This is a genomic window from Anabaena sp. CCY 0017, assembly GCF_963920885.1.
GTDB lineage: Bacteria > Cyanobacteriota > Cyanobacteriia > Cyanobacteriales > Nostocaceae > Nodularia.
This window is the reverse complement of record NZ_CAWUDG010000005.1, coordinates 221,360-235,131: the sequence shown is the minus strand read 5'-3', so window position 1 is coordinate 235,131 and position 13,772 is coordinate 221,360. Positions and strand designations below refer to the sequence as shown.

Annotated in this window: 10 protein-coding genes and 1 pseudogene; 5 read left to right on the top strand and 6 right to left on the bottom strand. The window is 40.0% G+C overall.

Translation table 11 applies throughout. From position 1 onward, the window contains the following. Positions 1 to 2 precede the first annotated feature (2 nt). Both ACM0OW_RS08900 and ACM0OW_RS08895 read left to right on the top strand, forming a co-directional pair. Entirely contained in the window at positions 3 to 1,010 is a 1,008-nt protein-coding gene (locus ACM0OW_RS08900; protein ID WP_414549681.1) for a zinc-dependent alcohol dehydrogenase family protein, read from the top strand. Positions 1,011 to 1,091: 81 nt separating this feature from the next. Continuing rightward, the gene (locus tag ACM0OW_RS08895) at positions 1,092 to 3,311 is read left to right on the top strand and encodes a pentapeptide repeat-containing protein (protein ID WP_414549680.1); all 2,220 of its coding nucleotides are present in this window, start codon (positions 1,092 to 1,094) and stop codon (positions 3,309 to 3,311) included. Here the strand turns inward: ACM0OW_RS08895 and ACM0OW_RS08890 are convergent. After that, entirely contained in the window at positions 3,299 to 4,129 is an 831-nt protein-coding gene (locus ACM0OW_RS08890) for a hypothetical protein (RefSeq protein ID WP_414549679.1), read from the bottom strand. The two genes, ACM0OW_RS08895 and ACM0OW_RS08890, sit on opposite strands and share 13 nt — an antisense overlap. 69 nt (positions 4,130 to 4,198) lie before the next feature. Here ACM0OW_RS08890 and ACM0OW_RS08885 point away from each other — a divergent pair. The 3 genes and pseudogenes from ACM0OW_RS08885 to ACM0OW_RS08875 form a co-directional block, all read left to right on the top strand. Beyond that, positions 4,199 to 5,030: pseudogene (locus ACM0OW_RS08885) on the top strand (pentapeptide repeat-containing protein); the annotation flags it as partial. A gap of 139 nt (positions 5,031 to 5,169) precedes the next feature. Further along, positions 5,170 to 5,559, top strand: coding sequence for a VOC family protein (locus tag ACM0OW_RS08880; RefSeq protein WP_414549678.1), 390 nt, complete (start codon positions 5,170 to 5,172; stop codon positions 5,557 to 5,559). A gap of 153 nt (positions 5,560 to 5,712) precedes the next feature. Further along, positions 5,713 to 5,880, top strand: a complete 168-nt coding sequence (locus ACM0OW_RS08875; protein ID WP_414549677.1) for a hypothetical protein — start codon at positions 5,713 to 5,715, stop codon at positions 5,878 to 5,880. Positions 5,881 to 6,186: 306 nt separating this feature from the next. On the opposite strand, the gene ACM0OW_RS08870 is transcribed toward ACM0OW_RS08875, so the two are convergent. The 5 genes from ACM0OW_RS08870 to ACM0OW_RS08850 all read right to left on the bottom strand — a co-directional run bounded on the left by ACM0OW_RS08870 (position 6,187) and on the right by ACM0OW_RS08850 (position 13,164). Further along, entirely contained in the window at positions 6,187 to 6,459 is a 273-nt protein-coding gene (locus ACM0OW_RS08870; protein ID WP_414549676.1) for a hypothetical protein, read from the bottom strand. 316 nt (positions 6,460 to 6,775) lie between these two features. Continuing rightward, complete coding sequence (locus tag ACM0OW_RS08865) at positions 6,776 to 7,057, bottom strand: hypothetical protein (RefSeq protein ID WP_414549675.1); 282 nt, start codon at positions 7,055 to 7,057, stop codon at positions 6,776 to 6,778. Positions 7,058 to 7,623: 566 nt separating this feature from the next. Beyond that, the gene (locus ACM0OW_RS08860) at positions 7,624 to 8,403 is read right to left on the bottom strand and encodes a peptidylprolyl isomerase (protein WP_414549674.1); all 780 of its coding nucleotides are present in this window, start codon (positions 8,401 to 8,403) and stop codon (positions 7,624 to 7,626) included. A gap of 53 nt (positions 8,404 to 8,456) precedes the next feature. Beyond that, a complete protein-coding gene (locus ACM0OW_RS08855) occupies positions 8,457 to 10,010 on the bottom strand; it encodes an HlyD family efflux transporter periplasmic adaptor subunit (protein WP_414549673.1) in 1,554 nt (517 codons plus the stop codon). 64 nt (positions 10,011 to 10,074) lie between these two features. Next, a complete protein-coding gene (locus ACM0OW_RS08850; RefSeq protein WP_414549672.1) occupies positions 10,075 to 13,164 on the bottom strand; it encodes a peptidase domain-containing ABC transporter in 3,090 nt (1,029 codons plus the stop codon). Between the last annotated feature and the right edge of the window lie 608 nt (positions 13,165 to 13,772).

The window sequence follows — 13,772 nt, the reverse complement described above, 5'->3', positions numbered from 1 at the left end:
TTGTGAAAGCAGTTTTAATGACAGCAGCTGGTAGTCCTGAAGTTCTGCAATTACAGGAAGTGCCAAAACCTACTTTACCTTTAGGAAATAGTGAACTTTTAGTCCGTTTAGTAGCGGCTGGTATTAACCCCATTGATACAAAACTCCGTCAGCGAGGCACTTTTTATCCTGAACAAATGCCGGCGATTTTAGGCTGTGATGGTGCTGGAATCGTTGAGGCGGTGGGTGTTGGTGTTGAAAGATTTCGCGTAGGTGATGAGGTATTTTTTTGCTATGGTGGTTTGGGCGCACATCAGGGTAATTATGCAGAATATACTGTTGTGGATGAAAGGTATGTCGCCCGTAAACCTGCTTCAGTTCCTTTTGCAGAAGCAGCCGCAGCACCTTTGGTATTAATCACTGCGTGGGAAGCTTTGTATGAACGGGGGAGGTTAGCACCTGGGGAACGGGTTTTGATTCATGGGGGTGCTGGTGGTGTTGGTCATGTAGCAATACAATTGGCAAAACTTAAAGGTGCTTTTGTCTGCACTACTGTGAGTTCTCAGGAAAAAGCCAATTTTGTCAAAGAACTTGGTGCTGATGAGATAATTTTTTATCAAGAAACAGATTTTGTGAATGCGGCGTTAAATTGGACTGGTGGTGAAGGTGTAGATTTAGCTTTTGATACTGTTGGTGGCGAAACTTTTCACAAAACTTTTCCGGCTGTGCGGGTATATGGGGATATTGTGACAATTCTGGAACCAAAGGCTGATACTGTTTGGAAGGCGGCTCGATTACGTAATCTCCGGATTGGGTTAGAATTAATGCTGACTCCTATGTTGCAGGGTTTGTCAGAAAGTTTGAAGCATCAGGCGGAAATTCTCGAACAGTGTGCTGTGTGGATGGATGAAGGGAAGTTGAAAGTTGAGGTTAGTCATCGGTTTCCTTTGGCGGAGGCGGTTCGGGCGCATCAAGTTTTGGAGTCTGGTGCGATGATTGGTAAGGTTGTTCTGTTGATGAGTGATGAGTGATGAGTGATTGAATTTTTTTTTAAACGCAAAGGGGCGCGGAGGTCGGCGCAAAGGGGCGCGGAGGTAAGTTTTTGTTTATCTATGCGTTTGGTTGGTCTATATGTCTGCGTTGTATTGGCTTGGTTTTTCTTTTCCTTACCTGCTGGGGCTACCCAAACCCAGCCAGAACGCATTCCTTTAAGTCTGGAATTGTTACAGGAACGTTTGCATACTCCGATAATTCGTGAGGGCAATTTGACTGTGGATTTACGGGAGATGGTGATTGATTTGCGACCGGAAAATTCGGAATTTCGTGATCAGTTTTACCAATTGCTGCGAAAGGAGTTACAAAAGTCGGGGACTAAGCCTTTGGGTTTAGATTTGAGTAATTCTTTGATTCGGGGTAATTTTGTGGGTAGCGATTTGGGTTTGAGAACTCCTCTCTATGCCCCGGTTATATCTAATGAACAGCCTGTAAGTGTTTATGCGCCTACTTTGACGAGTAGCGAACAGGAACAACTTGCACACTTGCGTTCTGTTTGTTTGCAGTCTTTAGCGATCGCGAAGCGTTCCGAAGGAATCGCTTTACCTAATTCTAAGGACTGTCGCGCACTTTTGGGAAGTCAGCCGACTGCATCTAGTGAAATTAACATCTTTCGTGGTTCTTTAACTCTGGTGCAAACTCGCTTTAATGGGGAAGTGCAGTTCCCAAATACATTCTTTTTTCAGCCGGTGAATGCCAAAAATGCTATTTTTCTGCAACCGACTAACTGGGCTGAAACTAGATTTAGTCGTTCTGTGCGCTTCACTGGTGCTAATTTCCAACAATTGAGTAATTTTAAGACGAGTGTTTTTTTTGACAAAGTGAATTTTCAGAAAGTGCAATTTCAGGAAACGGCTGATTTTCAAGATAGCGCTTTTGAAGAGACTACTAAATTCAATGAAGCTAGTTTTAAGCACTCAGCTAAATTCAGTCGGGCGCAATGGCAAAGGAATGCTGATTTTTCTAGTGTCCGCTTTGCTGATACAGCACAGTTTACTAAGGCGAATTTTCATCAGTATATCTTTTTCACAGAAGCTATTTTTGAGCAAACTGTAAATTTTAGAGAAACTATTTTTAATCAAGCTGTAAATTTACATGGTGCTAGTATTTTTAACCAAGCCGATTTTAGTGATGCGCGGTTTGCTAAAGAAGCTTTTTTAAATGTCCCTGGTTTAACTTTTAATTCTAACCAAGGGAAGATTTTAGGTAATCCCGGTGAAATTGGCAGGATGTTTCGCGTTCCTACTTCCCAAGGTAATCAAAACATTTTGCGGAATTTGGGACAGAATTTCCGTCAGCAGCAGCAAATAGCGGATGCTAATCAGTTGGAGTATACAAAGCAAAAACTGCGATTGCGAGAGTTAACCCATCGTTTGATGGATAGGAATATCAATAGTGCTACCCGAAAAACTTTGATTAATTTGGGTTTTAGTGCAACTCAGGCGGAAGCGATCGCACAACGTCGGATCATCGAACCATTTCGCAATAGTAGCAACTTACTCAGTTTAGCAGATATTGATTTAGAAACATACAACCAAGTGAGCGATCGCTTGGTGATTGCTGAACCTCTTTCCCCTGGTGTCTGGTTATTACAAGCTGCAAGATGGTTAGCTTTAAGTGTACTGTTGTTGCTGAGTGGCTATGGTACTAGCTTTTGGTTAGTATTTGGCGTGGGCGGAGTAGCGATCGCTTACTTCGGCTGTTTATTTTGGCTAGTAGACCGCTATCGTCGCTTACATCCAGTTCCAATTATTCCCACATATTACGAAACTACATGGATATTAGCAGGTTTTAGCTTTTTAACACTATCTAGCTTATTAGCCATCTTTCGTAATGCTGAACAGCCTTGGCTAACGCTAGGGTGTCTTTTGATAATTATTGTCCCCTTACCAGTAATTTTATTAATTCGACTGTACCAACAAGGCCGCTATCACAATTTAATGGATGTTTCTTATTTCACAGAAGACGGTACTTTTCGACAATTAAGATTATTAATTGGGCGATTACCAGTCATACCCAGAAATCAGACATTCCGCGAACGATATATGCCCCTTTTATGGAATCGCCGTTGGAATTGGCTGAATTACTACGACTTTAGCTTGAACAATTTAGTCAGATTAGGATTTAACGATATTCGCCTGCGAGATGAACATTTACCAGGTATTATCGCCACACTTGCTTGGTATCAGTGGAGTTTGGGTATACTTTACATTACCCTAGTCTTGTGGACTCTTTCTCGCACTATTCCCGGATTGAACTTACTGATTTATCTTAAGTAATTAATATATTGACCTTTGCGTTTTAGTGCCACACTAATTAAAGCACAGCTAAGAATTAAAGCAAATCTACTCGAAGGTTCATCAACTGTAGCTTTAACTTGAACTTGACTCTGGTTAAACCCAATTAAAGTTAAGGTAGTTTCATAAGTAAAAAAATGTTCTATAGAACCATTAAATGAAGCTATAGAAAGTTCTTCCTTAGCACCAAGGACAGAGTTAACAAAGGAATTTTCACGAAGTGTGACATGACCTATAGCTTCATATTTGATCAAATCATTATTAGCTTTTGTTGTTAAATCACCAGTGAGACTAAAAGAGGTTAAAAGAATATTGTTAATTATATCAAACAAGGCAAAAAATATCTTTCCACTGGCTTTTGCACTTTCTATTTCAAAATTGTCTACTGATGTAAATAAAGTTAAATTACTGCCAAAATTAAAAGAGAAACTACTATTTTTTTTTATATTAAATAAACCTTTGATTGTTGCTTCACTTTCTGCAAATCCTAAGTAACTTTGATTTTCACCCCAACCCAGGCTGGATGTTATACTTGATGCTTCTAGAGGTGTAGTTCCAAAAAATGCTTTTGGGTCAGATTCAACAAATACATTACCTCCTTTATTCAAAACCATTCCGTCAACTTCAGTATTAACGAAAATATCCGTAGGACTCTGACTAAAGTTTGTAAAATCTAGTTGACTATTAGATATAGCTAAAGTTGCAGCCAGACTAGGCGCAGTTGCTAAGAATGCACTAGCTAAAAGCGGAGTAAATAAGAGCAATAAATTCTTGGGTAATTGCAGATATTGTTTTATCATGTTTTTTACTACTAATTTTTATTTGCTCAGTCTTTAGTAACTATCTCCATAACTATGTCATCATATCATTTGGCGAAATTTAGTGCAAATTTCCTTGAGCAGCAGCAAATCGCGGATGCTAATCAGCTAAAACACACAAAATAAAAACTGCGATTGAGGGAATTAAACTATCCTTTGGTGGATAGGAATATCAATAGTGCTACCCGAAAAACTTTGATCAATTTGGGTTTTAGTGCAACTCAGGCGGAAGCGATCGCACAACGTCGGATCATCGAACCATTTCGCAATAGCGGTGGGCGGAGTCGCGATCGCTTATTTCGGCGGTTTATTTTGGCTTGTGGATCGCTATCGCCGGTTACATCCACTAGCAATTATTCCTACATACAATGAAACTATGTGGATGTTCACTGGTTTCAGTATTTTAATCCTCTTGAGTTTATTAGCTATCTTTCGTAATGCTGAACAACCTTGGCTGACTCTTGCTTGTCTGTTAATAATTATTGTCCCTTTACCGATAACTTTATTAATCCGACTTTACCAACAAGGGCGCTATCACGATTTAATGGATGTTTCTTATTTTACAGAAGACGGTACTTTTCGGCAGTTACGATTATTAATTGGGCGATTACCAGTCATACCAAGATATCAAATGTTTCGGGAACGATATATGCATTTGTTGTGGAATCGCCGTTGGAACTGGCTGAATTACTACGACTTTAGCCTGAACAACTTAGTCAGGCTAGGATTTAACGATATTCGCTTACGAGATGAACATTTACCAGGTGTTATCGCCACACTGGCTTGGTATCAGTGGAGTTTGGGTATACTTTACATTACCCTAGTCTTGTGGACTCTTTCTCGCACTATTCCCGGATTAAACTTACTAATTTATCTCAAGTAATCTGCAACATCCAACTGAGATAAATTACTTCATCCATAGACATAAGATAAATCCCGTACTAGGGGTAGTGTTACGGAAGCTGCGATAGGTGCAAACTTAACAGTATAGTTTAGCTGTGTTTTACCCCCAGAAGACATTTATGATCGACCATATTGGGATTAACGTTAGTGACTTTGAGCATAGCAAGAATTTTTATGCCGTTGCCTTAGCTCCACTGGGATACCAGTTAGTCAAAGAGTATGATCATACCGCAACTGGGATTAGATATGCAGCTGGTTTTGGCGTAGATGGAAAAGCTGATTTTTGGATTGTTGATGGGAAGGTCAACATTCCACCAATTCATGTTGCTTTCACAGTTGAATCCTGTGAGAAGGTTAACGCTTTTTACACAGATGCGATTAATGAGGGTGGTAGAGATAATGGCGCACCAAGTTGGCGATCGCATTATTACCATTCCCAATACTATGGAGCGTTGGTTTTAGATCCAGATGGTCACAACATTGAAGCAGTATGTTATGCACTGTCATAAGAGTAATGTAAAAATAGCACTCAAACGGAAGCGATCGCTTGGTGGTTGCTGAACCTCTTTCCCCTGGTGCGTGGTTACTGCTGGCGGTGAGATGGTTGGCGTTAAGTGTACTGTTGCTGTTAAGTGGTTATGGGAAGAATTTTTGGTTAGTGTTTGACGTGGGAGGTGTGGCGATCGCTTCGCATTGCTCTCAATGCTTTAGGCCGAGAACCATCTTTTCGTCGCAGCATTCGCCAAAAGTCACGACGTGCTGCTATGAATGATCTGTACATGGCTTCTGTTCTGTCAGCAGCTTTGGCAAACTATTCTTCTCTGCTATAGTCCCTATTTCAATAGGGTTTGAGACGCGCTAACCCTGCGTACAATTCCTGGATTGAATTTGTTGATTTATTTGAAGTGATGTTTACAACCTACTAATAAAAGAACAGAGAAGATAAAACTCTAATCCCTGTTCTTGTTTGAATAACTAGTTTTATGCCTCATTCATAAAATAGTCAAAAGAAACATTTAAGATGTTACATTATTAGGACTTACGGACTCACCACGAAAATAAAGGCTCTGAGATTGCTTCCCCACGTTCGCAATGACGAAAAGATATTAGGGTTACGTAAGTCCTGATTATATAACTCAGTAATTAAAGTTGAATAGCGGTACAGAATCAGCTTGATTCCATTGAACGATATTATTGATTGTATCGTTTCCTAATGAAACTTGTACAGCGGCATTTACGAGAAATTGAACAGTAATATTTCCCAAGAATATTTGAGTTATAGGAGCTATTATTACCTCTACTCCTCGATTTTCTTGGCTTGGCAACATTGTCCCAGATGAATTACATCTACCACCAATAACATCAACAAATTCAACAGTTTCTACAATGCTTAAATCAGTAATATTCATTAGCATTAAACCTCAATGACTTAATTTGTTTATAGCTGTTTTCAACACTTTATTGTGTTTCTTTTAATGGAATTATATATTATTTTTTCAAAAAAGTATAGTAATGCTACATTGTTTTTTATTTAATTAATATAAGTAAATATATTTTTTATTTCTAATAATTGATAATATTGGCAGAAAATTATGTTACTTCACAAACATTTTAATAATAAAAAGCATCGCTAAAATATTATAGTTTTAGCGATGCTTATACGACTTTATTACAACAAGCAAGTGACTATTTTTAGTCTCACTTTAGAGAAATTTCAGGCAGATATTAGTATCCAACCTTTGTAATATTGCCGATATTCTCAAAAACCTGGTAAACGTAAGCTTTTTGTTCGTTCTCTTGCTTAACGTAGTTGTAACTATCATCTTTTGAGTAGATGTAGCTATAATTTTCGGCCTCTTGTTCTATCTCAACTGGGATGTAGAAATCAACATAAACATCGTTCTTGTAATATCCTTTACCTTTCTTATTATATTCTCCGCCATAATAACCACCAACAACACTTACTGTTTCAACGCTTTCTAGGATGTTTAAATCAGAAATAATCATTTTCTTTCTCCTGGGAAAATTAAGTTCTTGTCTAACCGATTTGTTTTGTTCGGCTATGTTTCTAATATAGTGCATTTAAAAAGAAAGTCAATAGGTTTTAGAATATTTTTTGCATAAATAAAATTAATGAATTCACATATATATAGAGTGAATTATATGTAGGATTCAGGCATTTTAACGCAGAAAATTTAGGCAATATAATAGATTGCCTAAAAGCATAATTTGATAAGATGTTTAATTTGATTACAACATTAGATAATGTTTATAAATATTCTATAGGCATTATTTATTGGCAGGATTATATTTATCAGCTACAAAGAATAGAAAATATTTTCTATCCATTTGTTCTATCTCTGATACAGGCAGTTTATACAATCACATAAGAGATGATTCTCTTATGTGATTGCTATTGGGGATAAAAAGATTTGCGGTTTAATTAGCTATTGGATGTTATGGCATCTCTGGGTTGAGTAGGTAGGTACTTAAACGCGACCCCACCCCCTCCCCAGAAGCGAGAAGGGGAATATGATATACCTGATGTGATGAGGAAACGCTATAGCTATAATTTAAGCCTGCGTAAGTAATTCTTTCTGTGGCTGCACAGTATCTGAATCTAGCTGAGTAATTATTTCCGTACACTTAATTTGTTTTCCTAACCACTCAGAAAATAATTCTGTAATGATTTTTTGGCGTAATTGTTCATCTAATTGGGGTTGAAAAATTTCTTCTACCCATATTAAATGCACTTTTTTTTGAATCTGAATTGGCTTCAGAATTTGCGGAGGAGTTGTAGCAAAGACGGGTGCGGCTATCTCTGGGCGAAAATCTTTGCGGTGTCGTCGTCCTTGATATCCATAATTACATTTAAGCTCTGGGTCTTGAATATATAGACGCGCAATTTCAGGAAACGTGATTTCCCCTTCTTCCACTGCATAAAACAACTCTAAAGCCAAGTCTCGATCATCAAAAATGACTTCATAAGTGATGGCGGTAACATAATCTACTTGATGTTGATAAAAGAACTTTTCAACTTGAGATGCAAATAGATAATCAGCTAACTTCTGAGTCAAGACTTGGTTACGGACTAATTCGTCAAAATCATCCACAGAAAGATGGTGTTTTTCTAACCATGCCAAAGTGTCTTGAGCTTTTACAAGTTTTTTGGTTAAGCGTAAGTTATCTCCTTCTTGCTGAACTTCTTCTGGTGTGACGGAAATTCCGGCTTTTTGAGCAGCTTCTTGAATAATTTTTTGCGATGCGATCGCCTCCACCAAACCAGGAACCTGAGAAGATAGTTTCAGACTACGAATGATATCTGACGCAGAAATATTCAAAATTTGAGACATAATACAATCTCCATGATAATCTGACTCTTTTGTGATTGATCTACAACCAATGACTAAAGCTTTAAACCATCTTTTTGCAGTCTCTTGAACGGATCTAAAACAAAGTCAATCACCCGTCGCTGACGCACAACGACTTCAGCATTTGCGGTTTGACCTGGGGTTAAGGGAATACGCTGGTCGCCATTTTGGATATACCTTTGTTCTATGGCGATTTCTAACTCAAAATTTTCTAGGTTTCCTTGGGGTGTTTGTTTAACCTGGGAGTCGGGAGCAATCCAGGTGACTTCACCTTGGGTAATGCCATATTCCTGGAAGGGGTAAGCATCAAACTTGATTTTGACCGGCATTCCTACCTTCAAGAAGCCGCTATCTTGAATCGGCATTTGCGCCTTGAGGATGATTTCAGTATCTTTGGGTGCAATGTGGGCGATTCTTTGACCGGGTTGTACCACCTCTCCCGCCTTCGTCACCGGTAACTCAAAAATTATGCCATCAATAGGCGATCGCACCACACGTTGCTGCATTTGCAGTTTCAAGGATGTGATTTGGCTTCTAGTTTGGGTAATTTCGGATTCCAACACAGAAACTTGTCTTTGGATGTCTTTGAGTTGCTCTTCTTGTCTGAGAACTGCCAATTTACCGGCTTGCAATATGCTTTGATAACTATTTTCTTCCCCTTCTAATTGCAGTCTTGCTTGTTCAATATCAGACTCTAACTGACTCATTGCAGCCTGATAGCGGTTCATCTCTTCAGCCAAGCGTAATTCTGCTTGCGTGATATCAGCTTGCGCTCTTTGGTAGATGCGTCGGCTTTCTTGCTCTTCTTTTTTGAGTTGGTCAACTTGATTAGCAGAAACTGCACCATCATTGACCAGTTTGGTAAAACGTTCAACCTGTCTCAAATCTATAGTTAAACGAGCTTGCGCCGACGTTTGTTCATTCTCTGCAATCTGAATCTGCTGCCGTACTTGATTGACTAATGCCTGTCTTTCTAAATTTTGGAGATTATAGATACTCTCTTTAACATTCAGGTTTTGCTTTGCCTGGTTGACTTGAGACATCTTTTCTAGGGCTTGAGATTGGTTTTGTTGTTCTTGAACATTCAGCGTCAACTGTAGTTGATTTTTCAATACATTCAACTGTGTTCTTTGATTGATTAATCCAGACAGCTTGGCTTCGGCTTGCTGGAGTTCTATCCGCAAAATATCAGAATCAAGTTCCAACAAAACCTGTCCGGCTGTTACGGTGTCACCTGCCTTGACTGAGACAGCTTTGACACTTCCACCGGCTGGAGCATCCAATTTTTGGGTTGCACCTTGAGGTTCTATGCGTCCTCTGGCGGTGCCGGTTTCATCTACTTTTGAGAGGCTTGCCCAAGGTAAAGCAACGACAGCAAAGCCCACCAGCACATACAACACACCACGAGTCCAGATTCTTGGTAAGGCATCTAGAAGTTCTTCCGTACCGTAATACAAATCTTGGGTATTACCTTGTGGAATCTGCTCTTTTGATTCAGTAGTTCCTTCACCAGGTTGAATATAGATTTTATACTCATCTTGCTCATCTTTGAGAAGTGCCGATGAGAAATTAGGAGAAGTGTAAGGCATAGTTTTATTAAGGAGTAGGGAAGTTTGGATTTCTGATAAATCTAAAATCCAAAATCCAAAATTGTTAAACTGCTTGAGCTAGTTGTTGTTGATTCAGATAGTAGTAATGTCCTTTTTTAGCGATTAATTCGTCATGAGTACCGCTTTCCACTAAGATGCCACGATCTAACACGAGAATTAAATCTGCATTGCGGACTGTGGATAGACGATGGGCAATAATTACGCTGGTACGCCCTTGAAGTATGGTTTTGAGATTGTCTTGAATAATGCGTTCTGATTCCGAGTCTAAATGACTGGTGGCTTCATCAAACAGTAATAATCGAGGACTGCCGAGTAAAGCCCTGGCAATGGCTATGCGTTGGCGTTGTCCACCGGAGAGCATCCCACCAGCTTCACCAATTTGGGATTCGTAACCCATTGGGAGTTGCTGAATAAATTCATCGGCTCCTGCCAATTCTGCGGCTTGAATAATTTCTTCTAAAGACGCTTCTGGATGAGCGATAGAGATATTTTCGCGGATGGTACTACCAAAAAGAAAAGTATCTTGATCGACAACACCGATTTGCGATCGCAGCGATCGCAGCGCAATATTAGTAATATCACAACCGTCAATCAGAACCTTTCCGTCTGTGGGTGGGTATAAACCCAAAATCAACTTGCTCAATGTAGTTTTTCCTGAACCACTGCGCCCCACCACTGCTACCATTTGCTCAGGCTGAATTTCAAAGCTGATATTTTCTAGGATGTTAGTCTGATTTTCGGGATGATAGCGAAAGGTAACATTCTCAAAGCAGATATGACCATCCAGTCTACCTAGAGGCTTGCGGAGATTCTTTTGTAAATCTTCTTCTGGTTCCGCCTCTAGAACATCATTAATCCGTTCAGTGGAAATAATAATTTCCTGCAATTGATTCCACAACATTGACAGCCGTTGAAAAGGACTCAAGACGTTACCCACTAACATATTGAAAGCTACTAACTGTCCAATGGTCAGATCCCCTTGAATAACTTGCCAAGCACCAAACCACATCAAGGAAGCATTCACAAAGGTGTTAATCGTGCCACTAATGATTTGCAGGCGATTACCGATGATTTGGGCATTAAAGCTTTTTTTCACCAAATCATTCAGCAGTTCTTCCCAGTGCCAGCGGACTGTCTGTTCAATAGCTAAGGAACGAACTGTGCGAACTCCTGAGAGAGATTCGATCAGATAACTGTTTTCTTTGGCTCCAGCGTTAAAAACCTCTCTGGAAATGCGGCGTAAAATATTTGTACTAGCCAGTGCCAAAATAAAAAACGGTGGTACTGTCACCAGCACGAATAAAGCCATGCGCCAGCTATACCAGAACATCATGGCTAAATAGACTACCAACGTCAGCATATCTAGGATGATGGAGAGGGTTTCGCCGGTGAGAAAGCGCTGAATTTTTTGATTTTCTTGAATCCGAGAGACGATATCTCCTACATAACGCGACTCGAAATAGGACAGGGGTAAGCGGAGGGTATGTTTGATAAAACCCACGAGGAGGGAGATGCTAACGCGTTTGGCTGTATGGTCTAAGAGATATTGCCGGACTCCATTCATGGCAATACCAAATAAACCAAAAACGATCATCCCCATACCAACGGCGTTTAAGGTAGGTATGCTGCGTTGCACCAGCACTCGATCTAGTAATAACTGGGTGAATACTGGCGTAACCAATCCGAATAATTGAATCAGCACACTGGCGATCAAGACTTCTAGCAGTACTTTATAGTGAGGTTTAATTAACTCAAAAAACTTCCAGAAGTTGGCACTATCATTCTTACTATCTTTGAGTAGTTCTGTCGGTTGCAGTAATAACGCATAACCAGTCCAACCTTTATTAAATTGGCTCCTGGTCATGCTACGTTGACCGATAGCGGGGTCTCCGACGATTACACGCTTTTTGGTGATTTCATAAACGACAATGAAGTGGTTGCCTTCCCAGTGTGCGATCGCAGGTAAAGATTGTTCGGCAAACTTATCGAAGGTAGCTTTGACAGGACGGGTGGCAAAACCGAGGTTTTCTCCCACTGTTGCTAAGGCACGTAAAGATGCACCACTGCGGCTAACGTTGGTCATATCCCGCAAGCGATTCACACTAAAGTGCTTACCCCAATACTTACCAATCATGACTAAGCAAGCCGAGCCACAATCTGCGGCACTTTGTTGAGCATAAAAAGGATAGCGTTTGCTCAGGCGTTTCCACCAATGCCCCATTTGCACTTTCGGGCTGGGAAAGTAAGGGCGTGTCTTACTTTGTTGTTCTTTTGATTCTGGTTCTCGCCGAGGAAAGGGGATAACTTTGGCTATGGGGTATGGGCGTGGTCTTTTGTGTGGGGAAGAGTCGTTTTTATTCGTCTGATTTTTAGTCTCAGAGGTCGTGTATTTTTCAGACTGAGGAATAAAAGTAGCTAAGTCTTGGCAGTGTTCCAGTGCTTTTTGGCAGTTTGAACTTTTGAGAATGTAAGCAATTGTCGGTTGTATGGCTTGCCAATGACCTTGGTTTGGTGCAGTAGAGATTTGAGCTGGTGTTAAAGAGTGACCCTGAGAATGCAGCAGTTGACCTTTGTACAACAGCCATAATTGGGAATCGGAGAATTGTGTATTTACAGAGCCAATTTCTAGTTTGTGTCGCTCAAAAACTGATAAAGCCTTGAGCATTGCCTGAAATTGGGCAGGGTGTGCAGGGAATTGTGAGTTTTGGCGACATGAAAGCAGTAAATCCCATATTTCTGCACGAGAAAACAAGCGATCGCGAATTTGAGGATATTTATCCATCAATCCTTGCAATACCTCTTGTCTGAAATACCCAAGTTCTAAATTTGTCGAGGCTCTGGCGGTGTAATCACTAAAGTTTGACTCTGGGAACAAAGTCATTTCACCAAATGAAGACCATGCTGATAAGGTCGTGATTAAATCATCAGAACTATCTGATAATCTGACTTTACCGGCAAGAATGACATAAATACCAGCCTTCATTTCTGCGGATTGCCAGAACTGCTTTGCTACTGGTGGCTCTACAAGTTCCATAGATGCCAAACAGCTTTGCAGTTCTGGTTTTAAAAGCGTCTCTCCCAAAGCGTAATTTAGTTTTTCACCTAGATGTTGCGGGGAAAATACTGTTGTCATAACCTAACCTCCAAAACAGCATTAGTTATTGGTCTATATCAGACTGAATAACTAATAAAAACTGGGTTAATGGCAAAAACCTAATTGTGGCTAAAAATTTTGTCTAAATCAGAAAGGTTTAGTTATTCTGATTGATCAAAAGCATCTCCACTATTGTTCATTCTGGGATTTCTAAATCACAAACATCCTAAATTTTCCTGTGATATCGGTGTTCCTACCCGTCCCCGATTCGAGACAGGCAAGATTTGGCGTTAGTAGGGGCGGGTTGACTAATATCCCCGTTAATCATGAATGATATCTGTTAACCCGCCCGCACCATAGTTGATAGCGTGGCGTACCCATCTGTTGCCCAACCCCACAAAATTGACAATTTATTTCTGACAAATCTCTCGTTCAACAATGATGTGGCATCAGTTTTCATGTATTTGAACAACATCTGTCGTAAGGGTGCAAGGCCTTGCGCCCCTACCGCGTAGTCTATTTACCTGAAAATAGCTGTAAGTAGATGGATAAAAATAAATGAAAGTTTTTTATGAAGTCCTCAATTCTGTAAATATTAGAAATAACGGTTAAAGCACCCATGAACAGCGATTAGTCAATTTAATCTT

Excerpts from the sequence above, each read along its gene's own strand:
- ACM0OW_RS08880 (WP_414549678.1), top strand. The coding sequence starts at position 5,170 with ATGATCGACCATATTGGGATTAACGTTAGTGACTTTGAGCATAGCAAG.
- ACM0OW_RS08865 (WP_414549675.1), bottom strand. The coding sequence starts at position 7,057 with ATGATTATTTCTGATTTAAACATCCTAGAAAGCGTTGAAACAGTAAGT.
- ACM0OW_RS08860 (WP_414549674.1), bottom strand. The coding sequence starts at position 8,403 with ATGTCTCAAATTTTGAATATTTCTGCGTCAGATATCATTCGTAGTCTG.
- ACM0OW_RS08895 (WP_414549680.1), top strand. The coding sequence starts at position 1,092 with ATGCGTTTGGTTGGTCTATATGTCTGCGTTGTATTGGCTTGGTTTTTC.
- ACM0OW_RS08850 (WP_414549672.1), bottom strand. The coding sequence starts at position 13,164 with ATGACAACAGTATTTTCCCCGCAACATCTAGGTGAAAAACTAAATTAC.
- ACM0OW_RS08855 (WP_414549673.1), bottom strand. The coding sequence starts at position 10,010 with ATGCCTTACACTTCTCCTAATTTCTCATCGGCACTTCTCAAAGATGAG.
- ACM0OW_RS08870 (WP_414549676.1), bottom strand. The coding sequence starts at position 6,459 with ATGAATATTACTGATTTAAGCATTGTAGAAACTGTTGAATTTGTTGAT.
- ACM0OW_RS08890 (WP_414549679.1), bottom strand. The coding sequence starts at position 4,129 with ATGATAAAACAATATCTGCAATTACCCAAGAATTTATTGCTCTTATTT.